At 64.8% G+C, this 16,541-nt stretch carries 15 protein-coding genes and 1 tRNA gene; 4 read left to right on the top strand and 12 right to left on the bottom strand.

What is annotated here, in order from left to right; translation table 11 throughout:
* The first annotated feature begins 96 nt into the window (after positions 1–96).
* A complete protein-coding gene (gene dxs / locus H4O11_RS11955) occupies positions 97–2,004 on the top strand; it encodes a 1-deoxy-D-xylulose-5-phosphate synthase (RefSeq protein WP_182339732.1) in 1,908 nt (635 codons plus the stop codon).
* Positions 2,005–2,103: 99 nt separating this feature from the next.
* Here dxs and H4O11_RS11950 read toward each other — a convergent pair whose 3' ends face one another.
* Together H4O11_RS11950 and H4O11_RS11945 are read right to left on the bottom strand one after the other, a co-directional pair.
* Positions 2,104–2,664 (bottom strand): DUF3011 domain-containing protein, encoded by a 561-nt coding sequence (locus tag H4O11_RS11950; RefSeq protein ID WP_182339731.1) that lies wholly within the window; start codon positions 2,662–2,664, stop codon positions 2,104–2,106.
* 147 nt (positions 2,665–2,811) lie between these two features.
* A complete protein-coding gene (locus H4O11_RS11945) occupies positions 2,812–3,015 on the bottom strand; it encodes a hypothetical protein (RefSeq protein ID WP_182339651.1) in 204 nt (67 codons plus the stop codon).
* A 457-nt stretch (positions 3,016–3,472) separates the two neighbouring features.
* Here H4O11_RS11945 and H4O11_RS11940 point away from each other — a divergent pair, with 457 nt between their 5' ends.
* Positions 3,473–3,706: a DUF1653 domain-containing protein gene (locus H4O11_RS11940; protein WP_182339650.1), complete on the top strand. Its 234-nt coding sequence runs from the start codon at positions 3,473–3,475 to the stop codon at positions 3,704–3,706.
* 86 nt (positions 3,707–3,792) lie between these two features.
* Positions 3,793–4,125, top strand: a complete 333-nt coding sequence (locus H4O11_RS11935) for an SMR family transporter (RefSeq protein ID WP_182339649.1) — start codon at positions 3,793–3,795, stop codon at positions 4,123–4,125.
* Positions 4,126–4,449: 324 nt separating this feature from the next.
* Here H4O11_RS11935 and H4O11_RS11930 read toward each other — a convergent pair whose 3' ends face one another.
* From H4O11_RS11930 to thrS, 10 genes are all read right to left on the bottom strand, one after another.
* Positions 4,450–5,787: an MFS transporter gene (locus tag H4O11_RS11930; RefSeq protein ID WP_182339648.1), complete on the bottom strand. Its 1,338-nt coding sequence runs from the start codon at positions 5,785–5,787 to the stop codon at positions 4,450–4,452.
* Positions 5,788–6,121: 334 nt separating this feature from the next.
* Positions 6,122–6,198: transfer RNA gene (locus H4O11_RS11925), tRNA-Pro, on the bottom strand.
* A 68-nt stretch (positions 6,199–6,266) separates the two neighbouring features.
* Positions 6,267–6,623, bottom strand: coding sequence for a MerR family transcriptional regulator (locus H4O11_RS11920; protein ID WP_182339647.1), 357 nt, complete (start codon positions 6,621–6,623; stop codon positions 6,267–6,269).
* The gene (locus tag H4O11_RS11915) at positions 6,604–6,903 is read right to left on the bottom strand and encodes an integration host factor subunit alpha (RefSeq protein ID WP_182339646.1); all 300 of its coding nucleotides are present in this window, start codon (positions 6,901–6,903) and stop codon (positions 6,604–6,606) included. The genes H4O11_RS11920 and H4O11_RS11915 overlap by 20 nt, the downstream gene beginning before the upstream one ends.
* Before the next feature lie 28 nt (positions 6,904–6,931).
* Positions 6,932–9,313, bottom strand: a complete 2,382-nt coding sequence (gene pheT / locus H4O11_RS11910) for a phenylalanine--tRNA ligase subunit beta (protein WP_182339645.1) — start codon at positions 9,311–9,313, stop codon at positions 6,932–6,934.
* Between the two features lie 86 nt (positions 9,314–9,399).
* A complete protein-coding gene (gene pheS / locus H4O11_RS11905; protein ID WP_182339644.1) occupies positions 9,400–10,395 on the bottom strand; it encodes a phenylalanine--tRNA ligase subunit alpha in 996 nt (331 codons plus the stop codon).
* Between the two features lie 192 nt (positions 10,396–10,587).
* Positions 10,588–10,947 carry a 50S ribosomal protein L20 gene (rplT, locus tag H4O11_RS11900; RefSeq protein ID WP_182339643.1) on the bottom strand — a complete coding sequence of 120 codons (360 nt, stop codon included), beginning with the start codon at positions 10,945–10,947 and terminating at the stop codon, positions 10,588–10,590.
* A gap of 10 nt (positions 10,948–10,957) precedes the next feature.
* A complete protein-coding gene (rpmI, locus tag H4O11_RS11895) occupies positions 10,958–11,155 on the bottom strand; it encodes a 50S ribosomal protein L35 (RefSeq protein ID WP_002811096.1) in 198 nt (65 codons plus the stop codon).
* Positions 11,156–11,509: 354 nt separating this feature from the next.
* Positions 11,510–12,052, bottom strand: a complete 543-nt coding sequence (gene infC, locus H4O11_RS11890; protein ID WP_182339642.1) for a translation initiation factor IF-3 — start codon at positions 12,050–12,052, stop codon at positions 11,510–11,512.
* 48 nt (positions 12,053–12,100) lie between these two features.
* Positions 12,101–14,002, bottom strand: a complete 1,902-nt coding sequence (gene thrS / locus H4O11_RS11885) for a threonine--tRNA ligase (protein ID WP_182339641.1) — start codon at positions 14,000–14,002, stop codon at positions 12,101–12,103.
* 395 nt (positions 14,003–14,397) lie between these two features.
* Here thrS and H4O11_RS11880 point away from each other — a divergent pair, with 395 nt between their 5' ends.
* Positions 14,398–16,521 carry a TonB-dependent siderophore receptor gene (locus H4O11_RS11880; protein ID WP_182339640.1) on the top strand — a complete coding sequence of 708 codons (2,124 nt, stop codon included), beginning with the start codon at positions 14,398–14,400 and terminating at the stop codon, positions 16,519–16,521.
* Positions 16,522–16,541: the final 20 nt, after the last annotated feature.

The raw sequence follows: 16,541 nt of genomic DNA, 5'->3' as shown, positions 1-16,541 counted from the left end.
CCGCGCACGATCACCGCGCGATCACGCGTGTCGGGGTCTGCTTGCTCCACCCCGCATTGGGCGCGAAAATAGACGGTCAGCACAAGTACGAACATGATGATCGATCCTGCCCGCTATCCTCGCCTCTCGCGCATCCAGACACCGGATGAACTGCGCACGTTCGACGAATCCGAACTGGGGGCGGTCGCCGATGAACTGCGCGCCTACCTGATTGAATCGGTCGGCCGCAGCGGTGGTCACTTTGCCGCAGGCCTGGGCGTGATCGAACTCACCGTCGCGCTGCACTATCTTTACCAGACCCCGCACGACCAGCTGGTGTGGGACGTGGGCCACCAGACCTACCCGCACAAGATCCTGACCGGCCGTCGCGACGAAATCCATTCGGTCAAGCAGAAGGACGGCGTGGCGCCCTTCCCCAAGCGCGAGGAAAGCGCGTACGACACCTTCGGCGTAGGCCATTCGTCCACGTCCATTTCCGCCGCGCTGGGCATGGCCATGGCCCGCCAGCGCGAGGGCGACGACCGCCGCATCGTCGCGGTGATCGGCGACGGAGCGATGACTGCCGGCATGGCGTTCGAGGCATTGATGCACGCCGGCGGCATGGAACCGGAACCGAACCTGCTGGTGATCCTCAACGACAACAACATGTCGATCTCCGAGGCCGTCGGCGGACTGACCAAGGTGCTGGGCCGCGCTACCGGCAGTCGCACCCTGAACGCACTGCGCGAGGGCGGGAAGAAGATCCTCGGTGACAAGAAGAACAATCCCGCACGCTTCGTCAAACGGTGGGAAGAACATTGGAAAGGCATGTTCGTGCCCTCCACCATGTTCGAAGAAATGGGGTTCCATTACACCGGCCCCATCGATGGCCACGACATGCCCGCACTGCTGTCCACGCTGAAGACCCTGCGCACGCTGAAGGGCCCCAAGCTGCTGCATGTACTGACCACCAAGGGCAAGGGCTACGAGCCAGCCGAGGATGACCAGATCGGCTACCACGCCGTTGGCCCGTTCGACCCTGTGAAGGGACTGGTGGCCAAGGGAGGCGCGAAAAAACCGACCTACACCGATGTCTTCGGTGACTGGTTGTGCGATGCCGCTGCGGCCGAGCCACGCCTGCATGGCATCACCCCGGCAATGCGCGAAGGCTCCGGCCTGGTGCGCTTCAGCCGTGAATATCCCGAACGTTATTCCGACGTGGCCATCGCCGAGCAGCACGCGGTGACCCTGGCCGCAGGCATGGCCACGCAGGGGGCCAAACCGGTGGTGGCGATCTATTCCACCTTCCTGCAGCGCGCCTACGACCAGTTGGTGCACGACGTGGCGATCCAGGGCCTGGATGTCCTGTTCGCCATCGACCGTGCCGGCGTGGTCGGGCCGGACGGGGCGACCCATGCCGGCAACCTGGACCTGAGCTACCTGCGCTGCGTCCCCAACATGCTGGTGATGGCACCGTCCAACGAGGCCGAGTGCCGACAGATGCTCAGCACCGGCCTGCAGCATCCGGGTCCGGCAGCGGTGCGCTATCCACGTGGCAGCGGCACCGGCATGGCGGCCGGCACCGACCTGTCCACCTTGCCGATCGGCAAGGCCGAAGTTCGCGTGCAAGGTACCCGCGTGGCACTGCTGGCCTTCGGCAGCACCGTTCCAGCCGCCGAAGAGGTGGGGCGCGCACTGGGCCTGACCGTGGTCAACATGCGCTTCATCAAGCCGCTGGACCGCACGCTGGTACTGGAGCTGGCGGCGCGCCACGATGCCCTGGTGACCATCGAAGACAACGTGGTGGCCGGTGGCGCCGGTTCGGGCGTGGCAGAGCTGTTGAGTGCAGAGGACGTGCTGAAGCCATTCCTGCACCTGGGCCTGCCCGATGCCTTCCAGCACCATGCCAGCCGCGAGGACCTGCTCAGTGAAGCCGGCATCGATGCCGCCGGCATCCGCGCGGCAGTGCTGAAGCGGTGGCCGAAACTGCTGCCGGGTGACACCGCGCTCAGCGCCACGGGCTGATCGTCCGGGTAGTGACGGGCCATGCCCGTCACCGCCGCCCGCGCACTGCAAGGCACGAAGTGGCACGAAACAGCCACCCATGCCTCCCGGCGGAATGGATCAACGCACCTGAAACTGCCCACGGCAGCCGTTGCTGACCCATAGCCCGTTGCGGTCCCAACCCCAGCTCTGGCCTTCGATGCAGGGCGAACCGGACTTCTGCCGGACCAGGCGCGCATCGCGGCGAATGGTGACGTTGCAGCGACGCTGGCGGCGGTCGTTGGAGTCACAGTCCACCACCTGGCCCGTTGACCCCCAGCCATTACCGCCGCCGTGGACGGGGCGCGACGGACGGCCACGCTGTTCCCCGACGAACTCCGCGCGGCAACCATGGTTGACCCATACGCCATCACGCGACTGCCCCCAACTGCGTCCTTCCACGCACGCCGCACCGGAAAGCTGCCGCACCAATCGCGCGCGCCCATCAAGGCGGCATTCCTTGCTGCGGTTGCGGATGGATTCGCAGCGCACGGTGTGGATGCCGCCGCTGTAACCATTGTCATGGTGGCGGCCATCGCCACGCGACTGGGCCTGGGCGGATCCGGCCAGGCCAGCGCCAAGCAGCAGTGGAAGGCACAGCGCGGACAGCCAGAGCGGGCGGTGCGACAAGAGGGAGTCCATGGTCATCGTCAGTCTTCCTGAGGGTGCGGGATGCGCCGAGCATCGCCTATCCAGGCACGTTCGCCCAGCAGGGAAACCCTCTGGCAGTCGTCCGGGATTCAACTACCCTTGCCGTTGCTGAATGGGCACTACCCTCCCGCCGTGGGATCAGCCATAGCTGACCGTATCGACGAAGGCGTCACTGACCTCGACCCGCACGCCACAGGGTTCACCGGTACGGGCATGGAATTCGCGCGCCAGCGCGTCGGCAAAATCGAACGCCGCGTTACCGTCATGGAAGGCGATGCTCTCGGCCTGGTCGGGATGCAGCACGCGCCAATGGCGCTCTTCGCTCTGCACGCGGATAAACATAGCAACTCTCTCCATGAGATGGCGGAATGCCACGAAGATGGTCACGCCGGACAGCAACCCTGCCGCCCGCGCTTTGCCCACCCTCTGGCTTCAATGGCCCCCGCCCTCGCTGAAAGTAGAGGAAGTTGCGTCAACGCTCCATCAGGGTTTTCTGATTTTTCACGCGCCGGCACAGCCTGGGCGGCATCGACTTCATCACATCGCTGAGTCGATTTACCCCCCACATTCCGTGACGCTTGTCACGAAGCCACTTCCATTTCACACTATGTACACCTAAGGGGGCCCCTTCCACATGCGCACCTTCCTGTACCGGCGACCTTCGCTGATCAAATTTTACTTCGTCGCCAGTTACGTGATCCTCGTTGAGGAAGTGATCCGCGCTGCAATGTTCTGACAATACGCCCCACGTACCGGACAATGGCTGCTGCCCAGTCCCTTTGCCCGCCGCGTGATGCCCATGTCCGACCTGCCCGCCCTGCCCGTCCTGCCACCTGGCCGTTACCGCCACTTCAAGGGCGGCCTGTATGAAGTGCTCGACGTGGTGCGCAGCAGCGAGACCCTGCAGCCGATGGTCCTGTACCGGGCGCTGTATGGCGAAGGAGGGCTGTGGGTTCGTCCATATGCCATGTTCGTCGAACCGATCGCCGCCACCGATGGCGTGCGCCCACGCTTTGCCCCCGTCGAAGACTGACATGACCGGCACTCGATGAGCCCTGGCGGCACGCCATTCACTAACGGGCATGGCCCGTCACCACATTCAATGATGGGCGGATCCGGATGAACCCTTATGTCTACCTCGCTGCCGCGATCATGCTGGAGGTCATCGGCACCTCGCTGCTGAAGGCGTCCGATGGCATGACCCGCTGGCTGCCGGCAACCGGCTCGCTGCTCAGCTATGCCGTGTGCTTCTACCTGCTGTCGATCACCATGAAGTCGATACCGACCGGCATCGCCTACGCCATCTGGTCGGGGGTCGGCATCGTGCTGATCTCACTGATAGGCCTGTTCGTCTTCAAGCAGCGCCTGGACGCACCCGCATTGATTGGCATCGCGCTGATCTGTGCTGGCGTGCTGGTCATCAACCTGTTCTCCAAGGCGAGCACGCACTAAGCCCGGCATGCAGCTGCCTGGCCAGCGTCACCACGGCGCGAACAGGGTGATCAGTACGATCGCCAGCACCACGGCCAGCGCGATCAGCAGGTAATGGCGCTGGCGCCAGCTCGGTTTCGGCTTGCCGGGTGTGTTCATGCGTGCTCCAGTCGGTTCGAATCGGCCGCATGGGGCTGCGGGCCCTGACAGAATGCGCGGTTACCAGCATCGGCAAGGTGCAGGCCGCGTGGAAGGCGCGTCAGCATCATGGGCAAACATGCGCCGGAAACGACAAGGCCCGCGCATCGCTGCGCGGGCCCTGCGTCCAAACCGATCGCGGATGGATCAGCTGCGCGTGCCATCGAGCCAGTTCGGCCCCTTGTTCTTCAGGAAGAAGATGTACACGAACAGCGATACGGCGATGACTGCCGTGATGTAGATGACGAACTGATCGACCCGGCCGGTTGCCAGCGCCCCCTGGTACAGCAGCGGTGCGGTGCCGCCGAACAACGAGTTCGCCAGCGCGTAGCCCAGGCCCACGCCGAGCGCGCGTACATGCGCGGGGAACAGTTCGGCCTTGACCACGGCATTGATGGACGTATAGCCGGTCAGGAAGACGAAGCCGATGGCGAGGATCAGGAACGCCGACCAGGCGCTGGTCGCCTTGGGCAGGGCGTCGATCAGGTACCAGGTATAGAGCACTCCGCCCACGCCGAAGAACACCAGCAGGCTCTTGCGTCCGATACGATCAGAGATCAGCCCTCCCAAAGGCTGCAGCAGCACCAGGAAGGTCAGCACGCCCAGGTTGATCAGCGTGCCGGTGATCACGTCATCGCCCGCAAAGGCGGTCTGGATCATCTTCGGTCCGTTGATGGTGTAGGTGTAGAACGCCACCGTACCGCCGGCAGTGATCAGGAAGCACAACAGCAGCGGACGCCACTGGTTGACGAACAGCTCGCGCAGCGAGCCGCTGGCCTTGGCCTTGCCTTCCTTCGCCGCTTCGATCGAATCTTCGCTCAGTGATTCGTCCATCGTGCGTCGCAGCCAGAACACCACCAGCGCGCCGACACCGCCGATGCCGAAGGCGACACGCCAGCCCCATTCGGCCACGTGCGTGGCATCCCAGGACAGCAGCATCACCAGCAGCACCGCCTGCGCCAGCACATGGCCGCCGACCAGCGTGACGTAATGGAACGACGACAGGAAACCGCGCCACCCCGGCACGGCCGCCTCGGACATGTAGGTGGCGCTGGCTCCATACTCGCCGCCGGTCGCAAACCCCTGCACCAGGCGTGCGATCAGCAGGACCACGGCGGCCCAGATGCCGATGGACGCCGCAGTCGGCGTGATGGCAACCATGAACGAACAGGCGGCCATCACGCTGACCGACACCGTCAGTGCCAGTCGTCGACCGTAACGGTCGGCGAAGCGGCCGAAATACCAGGCGCCGATGGGGCGCATCAGGAAAGTCGCGGCGAAGATGCCCCAGATATACATCGTGGAGTTCTTGTCATCGGCCGAAAAGAACTGCGATTCAAAATATTTCGCAAACACCGAATAGACGTAGACGTCATACCACTCGACAAGGTTGCCGGCGGATCCTTTCAGGGTGTTGGACACCGAACGCCGCAGATCGGCGGGGACCGTGGCGCGCGGCGCCGCGGAGGTGTGAGGATTGCTCATGGGGGACCGTGCTCTCAGGTTGTGACGCTGGTGGTACGTTTCAGCCGGTGCGTCGCCGCGTCCAGGGACGGCAGCGCGCAACCTGCTCTGACGGCGTACCTTACCGCACGGACGTGACTGCTGTCCGATGAAGAATGAGACTTGCGCTGCGCCGCCGCATGCTGCAAAGAGGCAAGTGCAATCCAGCCCGGCACCCTGAGTCGCATCCGGCACTCTTCTCCGCGCTGGTTACGGCCGTATTCTTCGCCGGAGCATGCCCGGATGCAGGCCGCACCGAAAGCTGGAACGAAAAAGGCCCGCGCATTGCTGCACGAGCCTTGATCGTTGATCACAGTGGTCGGGACGGCCGGATTCGAACCGACGACCCTCTGCCCCCCAGGCAGATGCGCTACCAGGCTGCGCTACGCCCCGAATGACTGCGATATTGCCCCGCCGTTGAAGCGGGCCGTGAAGTATAGCGGATCAACGCGAAAAAAGGATCAGCGACGAAGCAGTTGCAGCACTTCTTCCAGTTCCATGCGCACCTGCTTGACGATCTGCTGGCTCAGCGCGGCTTCCTCGCGCGCATCCGGCCCATCCAACCGCAGCCGTGCCCCGCCGATGGTGTAACCCTGTTCGTACAGCAGGCTGCGGATCTGCCGGATCATCAGCACGTCGTGGCGTTGGTAGTAGCGTCGGTTGCCACGGCGCTTGGCCGGCTCAAGGCTGGGGAATTCGGTTTCCCAGTAGCGCAGCACGTGCGGCTTGACGTCGCACAGCTCGCTTACCTCACCGATGGTGAAGTATCGCTTGGCCGGAATCGGCGGTAGTTCTCGGTTACTGCCCGGATCCAGCATATGCCTCCACCCTTTCCTTGAGCTTCTGGCCCGGGCGGAAAGTGACCACCGTACGGGCCGAAATCGGGATTTCCTCACCGGTCTTCGGATTGCGTCCCGGGCGCTGGTTCTTGCGCCGCAGGTCGAAATTACCAAAGCCGGACAGCTTCACCTGGCGTCCCTGCTCCAGGGCATCCCGCAGCACATCGAAGAACGCATCGACGAATTCCTTGGCTTCACGCTTGTTCAGCCCTACTTCGTCGAACAGTTTTTCGGCCATCTCGGCCTTGGTCAGTGCCATCGCCTGCTTATCCCTGGGTGCTGCCTGCTCAACCGCGGATTCGGGCGTGGTGTTCACGCCCGATGGCGGCAACCACCTCGGTCACCACCGCATCCACGTCGCGGTCCGTCAGAGTGCGCGACTTGTCCTGCAAAATCAAGCCCATAGCGAGACTCTTGAAGCCAGGCTCGACCCCTTGGCCGACATAACGGTCAAACAGGTTCAGCTCGCGCAGCAGCGGCCCGGCGGCCAGGCGCACGCTCGCAGCCAGGTCGGCCCAGGCCACCGCGTCCGGGGCCAGCACGGCCAGATCGCGACGTACCGCCGGGTAACGCGACAGTTCGGTGGCGCGCGGCAGCTCGCGGGCAGCCAGCGGTGCCAGGTCCAGCTCCAGGCCGTACACGTCCACGTCGATCTCCATGGCCTTGGCCAGGCGCGGATGGATCTGGCCGATCCAGCCCAAGCGGACCTCGCCGCGATAGACATCGGCCGAACGGGCCGGGTGGCCGAAGGGCTGGCTGGAGGGACGGAACGCTAGTATCGCGCCACTGGCGGCCGCCAGCGCCTCAAGATCACCCTTGAGGTCATGGAAGTCGACCTTGCGCGCACCCACGCCCCACTGTTCGGCATCTGCATCGCCACACACCACCGCCGCCACGCGCTGGGTTTCCAGCGGCGCCGGCGCACCCTCACCGGCCTGCGCGGAGAAGGCGCGGCCGATCTCGAACAGCCGCACGCGGCCGGCCTGCCGGGCCACGTTGCGGCCCAGCGTGGCGACCAGGCCCGGCAGCAGCGCCGGGCGCATCACCGCCAGTTCGGCCGACAGCGGATTGGCCAGCGGCACCAGGTTGTCGTTGAGCTGCCACTGCTGCAGCAACTGCGCATCGACGAAGGCGAAATTGAGGGTTTCCTGCAGTTCGCGCGCCAGCAACTGGCGACGCACGCTCAGCTCTTCCAGGCGGGTTTCGCTGGGCATCGCCACGCGCGCGGCCCCGCCCGGCAGCGTCGTCGGGATCCGGTCATAACCGTGGATGCGCGCCAGCTCCTCGATCAGGTCCTCCTCGATGGCGATGTCGAAGCGGCGGCTCGGCGCGGTGACCTGCCAGCCCGCGTCAGCGGACGCCACCTGCATGCCCAGCGCGCCCAGGATGCGCTCGATTTCAGCATCGTCGATCTGGATGCCAAGCACGCGGCTGATGCGCGCACGGCGCAGGCCGATGACGGCCGGCTGCGGCAGGTCGCCGGCACGCACCGCCTCGGTCACCGGCGCAGGCGTACCGCCGGCCAGCTCCAGTACCAGGGCCGTTGCATGTTCGATGGCCGCCCGCGGCAGCGCCGGGTCCACGCCACGTTCGAAGCGGTGGCCGGCATCGGTATGCAGGCCCAGCTTGCGGCCCCGGCCCATGATCGCCGCAGGCGCGAAGTGCGCGGCCTCCAGGAACACGTCGGTGGTGGCATCGGTGACACGGGTGTCGAAGCCCCCCATCAGGCCAGCCAGCCCGATCGGACGATCGGCATCGGTGACCATCAGGAAACTGTCGTCCAGCACGGCATCGCGACCATCCAGCAGCTTCAGTGCCTCATCGCCGCGCGAACGGCGCACGCCGACCGGGCCCTGCAGCGTGCCCAGGTCATAGGCATGCATGGGCTGGCCCAGCTCCAGCATCACGTACTGGGTGATGTCCACCAGCAACGACACCGGGCGCACGCCACTGCGGCGCAGGCGCTCGGCCATCCACAGCGGGGTCTTCGCGGCAGCATCGACGCCTTCGATGACACGCCCGAGGTAACGCGGTGCCTCGGCCCCGGCATTGAGTTCAATGGCCAGTTCCCGCGTGCCCACGGCAGCCACGGCTTCGGCGGCGAATGGCACCACATCGCTGCGGGTGGCGGCAGCCACGTCGAAGGCGATGCCGCGCACGCTGAAACAGTCGGCGCGGTTGGGGGTCAGCTTGATCTCGATGCTGGCGTCGGGCAGGCCCAGGTAGTCGACCAGCGACTGACCGACCGGTGCATCGTCCGGCAGCTCGAACAGGCCGGAAGCATCACTGTCCAGGCCCAGCTCCTTGGCCGAGCACAGCATGCCGTTGGAGTCCACGCCGCGCAGCTTGGCCGGCGCGATCTTCAGCGTGCCGATCTGCGCGCCCACCAGGGCGAGCGGTGCGACCAGGCCCGGGCGGGCGTTCGGCGCACCGCAGACGATCTGCAGGTGTCCGCCCTGCCCTGCGTCGACCTGGCAGATCTGCAGGCGGTCGGCTTCGGGATGGCGCTGCGCCGAAACGATCCGCGCCACCACCACCTGTTCCAGGCCCGCGCCAAGCGCGTCGACCTCTTCCACTTCCAGGCCGATCGCGGTCAGCACCGCGCTGAGTTCATCGCGCGAAGCGGTGGTTGGGACGTGGCTGCGCAGCCAGTTTTCGGAGAATTTCATTTTGGGTCACCCTGGTGAGGCCGGCGCATGCGCCTGGGCCTTGATGATCGAAGCCGCCGGGCAGGGCCCGACGCTACAGCCGGTACTTATGCGAACTGGCGCAGGAAGCGCACGTCGTTTTCAAAGAATGCGCGCAGGTCGTTGACGCCGTAACGCAGCATCGCAAAACGCTCCACGCCCAGCCCGAAGGCAAAGCCGGTGTAACGCTCCGGATCGATGCCAACGCTGCGCAGCACGTTCGGATGCACCATGCCGCAGCCCAGCACTTCCAGCCAGCGAGTGCTGCCATCGGGCTGCTGCCAGGCGATGTCCACTTCCGCGCCGGGTTCGACGAACGGGAAGTAGCTGGGACGGAAACGCATTTCGAAATCGCGCTCGAAGAATGCACGCACGAACTCGGACAGCGTGCCCTTGAGATCGGCGAAATTGGAATGCTCGTCCACCAGCAGGCCTTCGACCTGGTGGAACATCGGTGAATGGGTCTGGTCGCTGTCGCTGCGATAGACCTTGCCGGCGGCGATCATGCGCAGCGGCGGCGCGTGTTCGCCCATGTAGCGCACCTGCACGCCAGAGGTATGCGTGCGCAGCAAGCGGCCGTCACCGAAATAGAAGGTGTCATGCATCGCGCGCGCAGGGTGGTGCGGCGGGAAGTTCAACGCCTCGAAGTTGTGCCAGTCGTCTTCGATCTCCGGGCCTTCGGACAATTCGTAACCGAGGCGGCCGAAGATCTCGGTGATGCGCTCCAGGGTACGGGTCACCGGGTGCAGGCCGCCGCGTCCACCACGACGCCCCGGCAGGGTGATGTCGATGGCTTCGGCAGCCAGGCGCGCGTCCAGGGCCGCATCTTCCAGCACCGCCTTGCGTTCGGCCAGCGCGCTGGTCAGCGCGTCACGGGCACGGTTGATCGCTTCACCGGCTGCCTTGCGCTGGTCAGCCGGCAAGGCGCCGAGCTGCTTCAGCTGCGAGGTGATGCTGCCACTTTTGCCCAGCAGAGCCACGCGCAGCTGCTCCAGCACGTCGGGACTCTGCGCGGCGGCCACGTCGGCCAGTGCCTGGGCGGTCAGGGATTGGATGTCACTCATCGGTCGACGAAACCTCAGGTCGGGTTTGCCATCGCGATGCGCGAAGGGCCGACCCCCGTCGCCACCGCTGTCCGGCCGCCGCGCCTCGCGCTGGCCACCGCACAAAAAAGAATGGGGAAGGACTTGCGCCCTTCCCCATGCATGCCTTACCCACAGCCGTTGCGCGTGAACGGCAACGGCAGGGGATTGGACTTATGCCGCCAGTGCGCCCTTGGCCTTCTCGGCCAGCGCGGCAAAACCGGCCGCGTCGTGCACGGCAATGTCTGCCAGCACCTTGCGGTCCAGGGTGATGCCAGCCTTCAGCAGGCCGTTCATGAAACGGCTGTAGCTCAGGCCGTTGATGCGGGCGGCCGCATTGATGCGGACGATCCACAGCGAACGGAAATTACGCTTCTTCTGCTTACGACCGATATAGGCGTACTGCTGTGCCTTGATGACGGCCTGCTTGGCAACGCGGAAGACCTTGCGACGGGCATTGTAGTAGCCCTTCGCCAGAGTCAGGATTTTCTTGTGGCGGCGACGCGCCTGTACGCCACGCTTTACTCGTGCCATGGTTCAGTCCTCAGAGGTAAGGGAGCATGCGGTCCAGACGGCCGGCGTCTTCTGCACGGACGTGATTCGTCTGGCGCAGGTTACGCTTCCGCTTGGTCGCTTTCTTCGTGAGGATGTGGCTACGGTTGGCGTGGCCGCACTTATACTTGCCCGAGGCGGTCTTGCGGAAACGCTTGGCCGCCGCCCGGTTGGTCTTGATCTTGGGCATTGCAATGTCCTTGATGGGATTTGACCCTGGTTTCTGACTGATCTGGCGGTGGCCTGGGCCACGCTTTCCGTCCTGCCATGATCGGCTTACGACCCGTCCTGGGTGGGTCGAGCCGGAAATCATACAGGGGAAACCGCCGCCAGGCAACGCTCCCTGGCCCATCGTCCCCTCTGCGGCGCCGGGCCATGCCGTGTAGCGCCGGGCCATGCCCGGCGGCTTCTACCGCTACAGGGCGCACGCCGGACATGGCCCGATCCTGCACCGGATGCCGGAAAAGCAGAAAGGCGCCCTGGGCGCCCCTCTACCGTGACAGGTTCAGCCGCCAGGCGCCCACGAAGGGCAGCCCGTCAGGCCTTATGTCTTCTTCTTCGGTGCAATCATCATCACCATCTGGCGGCCTTCCAGGCGCGGACGGGATTCGATCACGATGTCTTCGCCCAGATCGGCTTCGATCCGGCCGGCCATTTCGCGGCCCAGCTCCTGATGGCTCATTTCACGGCCACGGAAGCGGATGTTGACCTTGATCTTGTCGCCCTCTTCGAGGAAACCGCGCATCTTGCGCAGCTTGATCTGGTAGTCGCCCTCGTCCGTGACCGGACGGAACTTCACTTCCTTGATCTCGACCTGCTTGCTCTTCTTCTTGGCCTCGCTGGCCTTCTTCTGCGCTTCGAACTTGAACTTGCCGAAGTCCATGATCTTGCACACCGGCGGATCGGCCTGCGGCTGGATCTCTACCAGGTCCAGGCCCTCGTCTTCGGCCATGGACAACGCTTCGTCTCGCGTCAACACGCCAATCATTTCACCATCGCTGCCGATCACGCGGACGCGCGGCACACGGATTTCCTGATTCTTGCGGTTCTGTTTGTTGTCAGGGGTACTGATATTGCAATCTCCCAAGGGTGTCGAACCGGCCCGGGCGCCTTTGCGCACGGGCCGGACCTTTGATTACGCGCCCTCGGCCTGCAGCCGTTCAATGAAGGCCTGGAGACTCATGCTGCCCAGGTCTTCGCCGGAACGCGTACGCACCGCCACGGCGCCGTTTTCCTTTTCGCGGTCACCGATGACCAACAGGTACGGCACGCGTTGAAGCGTGTGCTCGCGAATCTTATAACCGATCTTCTCGTTACGCAAATCGGCGCTGACCCGGAAGCCTTGATCCGCAAGGGATTTCCGGACTTCGCTGACATATTCAGCCTGGGCGTCGGTGATATTGGCCACCACCACCTGGGTTGGCGCCAGCCACGTCGGGAACTGGCCGGCGTGGTGTTCGATCAGGATGCCGATGAAACGCTCCATCGAGCCGACGATGGCCCGGTGCAGCATGACCGGATGCTTCTTCTGGCTGTTCTCGTCCACGTACTCGGCACCGAGGCGACCGGGCATCATGAAGTCCACCTGCATGGTGCCCAGCTGCCAGGTACGGCCGATGGCATCCTTCAGGTGGTATTCGATTTTCGGGCCATAGAACGCACCTTCACCCGGCAGTTCCTGCCATTCCACGCCGCAGCTGGACAGCGCCGAACGCAGCGCCGCTTCGGCCTTGTCCCAGGTCGCATCGTCACCCAGGCGCGATTCCGGGCGCAGCGCGATCTTGATCTGGATGTCTTCGAAACCAAAGTGCTGGTACACCGCCAGCGCCTGCTGGTGGAACGCGGTCACTTCCGCTTCGATCTGGCCTTCGGTACAGAACACGTGGCCGTCGTCCTGGGTGAACCCGCGCACGCGCAGGATGCCGTGCAGCGCGCCGGACGGCTCATTGCGGTGGCACGAGCCGAATTCGCCGTAACGGATGGGCAGGTCGCGGTAGCTGTGCAGGCCCTGGTTGAACACCTGGACGTGGCCCGGGCAGTTCATCGGCTTGACCGCGTAGGTGCGCTTCTCCGACTCGGTGAAGAACATGTTTTCCTTGTAGTTGTCCCAGTGACCGGACTTCTGCCACAGCGACACGTCCAGGATCTGCGGGCAGCGCACTTCGCCGTAGCCGCTGTCGCGGTACACGCGGCGCATGTACTGCTCCACCACCTGCCACAACGCCCAGCCCTTGGGGTGCCAGAACACCAGGCCCGGCGCTTCTTCCTGCAGGTGGAACAGGTCCTGCTGCCTGCCGATGCGGCGGTGGTCGCGCATTTCAGCTTCTTCGATACGCTTGATGTACGCATCGAGCTGCTTCTTGTCGGCCCAGGCGGTGCCGTAGATACGCTGCAGCTGTTCGTTCTGTGCATCGCCACGCCAGTAGGCGCCGGAGATGCGGGTCAGCTTGAATGCCTTGAGGAAGCGCGTGTTCGGCACGTGCGGGCCACGGCACATGTCCACGTATTCCTGGTGGTAATACATGCCCATTGCCTGGATGTCGTCGGACATGTCATCGATCAGGCGCAGCTTGTAGTCCTCGCCACGCGCCTTGAATATCTCGATGACCTCCGCGCGCGGGGTCACCTTCTTGACCACGTCGTAGTCCTGGGCGATCAGCTCGCCCATGCGCTTTTCAATCGCCACCATGTCCTCGGGCGTAAACGGGCGCTCGGAGTAGATGTCGTAGTAGAAGCCTTCGGCGATGACCGGGCCGATCACCATCTTGACGTCCGGGTACAACTGCTTGACCGCGTGGCCGACCAGGTGGGCGGCGGAGTGGCGGATGATCTCCACGCCCTCCTCGTCCTTGGCGGTGATGATGCGCAGGCTCGCGTCATGGTCGATGACATCGCTGGCATCGACCAGCACGCCATCGACGGAACCCGCGATGGTGGCCTTGGCCAGGCCGGCGCCGATCGACTGGGCGACGTCCATGACACTGACGGGATTTTCGAACTCACGGCGGCTGCCGTCGGGGAGGGTGATCGTGATCATCGCTGTGGGCTTTGTGCAGAGGCCTGCGCGGGCAGGCTGGGAAGCGGATCCGGGGCGGCGCCCGGGCAATAAAAAAGCGCCGCGAGGCGCCTTGGTCAAGGGCCTTCGGGGACGGTCAGCAGTGGGCGGTGGTAGTGCTCATGTCACACGCTCGGCCGGCGCACGGCGCGGGCCACCTTGTTCCGTACAGATAAGGCTTCCGATAGTAAACCAACCTCAGGCAAAGCCCAAGGTTCCTCCGGCACGGGGCATCGGGCGGCCGGGAGGGCCCCTCTCTTACGGCCACCGGCCGCAGGTGAATGGCCGGCGCTGGCGGCCACAAATGGCAATGATTACCATACTCAGATGAAACCGTGCCGTGGTGCGCGGAAGTGCCCTCCTTCCAGGATGACGTGATGACCGCCCTCCCTTCCCCGGCCCCGTCCGACCGCGTGAACACAGCGCGCTCGCTGCTGGCCCTCGCGCTGGCTGTCGCCCTGCCTGCCGTCGCCCATGCGCAGGATGCCCGCACACTGGACGCCGTACAGGTAACCGCTCCCATCGCCACCGACAGTGGCAGTGCGACCAAGACCGCGACGGCGCTGCGCGAGATCCCGCAGTCGATCTCGGTCATCACCGACCGCCAGATGCGCGACCGCGGCATCCATGGCGTGGAGGAAGCGGTGTGGTACACCGCCGGTGCCCAGGGCGGCCAGTATGGCGACGACACGCGCAGCGACTGGCTGCTGGTACGCGGCTTCAAACCAGCGCGCTACCTGGACGGCCTGGCCTCCGTGGAAGGCACCTGGACCGGCGAGTCGCGGATCGAACCGTATGGTCTTGAACGCATCGACGTGCTGAAGGGCCCAGCCTCGGTGAACTACGGTGCGATGCCACCGGGTGGGCTGGTCAACTTCGTCAGCAAGCGCCCACGCGCCGACCAGGCACAGGAAGTGGAACTGCAGGTCGGCAGCGATGCCCTGCGACAGGCCGCGTTCGACCTCGGCGGCAGGCTCAACGACAGCGGTACCGTGCTGTACCGCCTGACTGGCCTGGCCCGCAACAGCGACAACGTCATCGACCATGTCCACGATGACCGCTACTACTTCGCCCCGGCCATCACCTGGACGCCGGACGAAGCCAATACGCTGACCGTGCTGGCCCGCTATCAGAAGAACGATACCGTGGAAGCCGGCGGCTTCCTGCCTTACGAGGGCACCGTGGTACCGGGTGCCAACGGCCGCTACATCTCCCGCCACTTCTTTGGTGGCGAGCCGGGTGTGAACGACTACACCAAGGAAACCTCGTCGCTGGGCTATGAGTTCGGCCATGACTTCGGCGATGGCACCGTGTTCCGCCAGAACGTGCGCTATACCTGGGCCGAGGTGGACGCCAGCGCCGGCACCCTGGGCCTGTTCGGCCTGGCCGCCGCGGACAGTACGGAACTGGTGCGTTACTACTACCCACGCATGAACAAGTCCGAAAGCTTCGCCATCGACAACAACCTGACGTTCCAGTTCAACACCGGCATCGCCCAGCACACCCTGCTGGCCGGGCTGGACTACCGCCGTTCCCGCGACGATTACGCTTCGGCGTTCCTGTTCGGCGCACCGCCTATCGATGCGTACGACCCGGTCTACGGCGCCCCGGTGGAGATCCCGGATTACACCTCGCGCCAGTTGCAGACCCAGGGCACGTTGGGCGTATACCTGCAGGACCAGATCCGCCTGGACCGCTGGCTGGTCACCCTGGCTGGCCGCCAGGACTGGGTAGGCACCGATACCCGAGAACGGTATTCCGGTTCATTCCAGCATCAGAGCGATGACAGGTTCTCCGGCCGCGTCGGCGTGAACTATCTGTTCGACAACGGCGTGACCCCATATGTGAGCTGGTCGCAATCGTTCCAGACCACCATCGGCACCGACTTCAACGGCAGTGCCTTCAAGCCGACCACCGGCGAGCAGCTGGAGGCAGGGGTGAAGTACCAGCCCGCCAACGGTAATGTGCTGTTGACTGCGGCGGTTTACCAGATCGACCAGGAAAACAACCTGACCGTCGATCCCGAACACGCCCTGTATTCGATCCAGCAGGGACAGACCCGCGTGCGTGGCGGCGAACTGGAAGGCCGCTGGAACATCGGCCAGGGCCTGAGCGTGTATGGCTCCTACACATACCTGGATGCCAAGGTGCGGCAGAGCACCGACCTGGCGTCACTGGGCAAGCGCGTGGCGCTGGTGCCGGAGCAGATCGCATCGCTGGGCGCGGACTACACCATCACCCGGGGCCTGCTGGCCGGCCTGGGTTTCGGCGCTGGCGTGCGCTACAACGGCGGCATCTACGGTGACATCTATAACGAGTGGTACACGCCCTCGTTCACCCTGGTCGACGCCGTGGTGCATTACGACCATGGCCCGTGGCGCCTGCAGCTCAACGCCAGCAACCTTGCCGGCAAGGAATACATCTCCGCGTGCAACAGCGCCACCTGGTGCTATTACGGCTATCCGCGCACGGTGACCGCCAGCGCACGGTACCAGTGGTGAGCCCGGTGCGGGTGCCTGTG

This window comes from Stenotrophomonas tumulicola (genome assembly GCF_014117215.1).
Taxonomy (GTDB): Bacteria; Pseudomonadota; Gammaproteobacteria; order Xanthomonadales; family Xanthomonadaceae; genus Stenotrophomonas; species Stenotrophomonas tumulicola.
The sequence above is the reverse complement of the archived record's forward strand: the minus strand, read 5'-3'. Positions and strand labels throughout refer to the sequence as shown.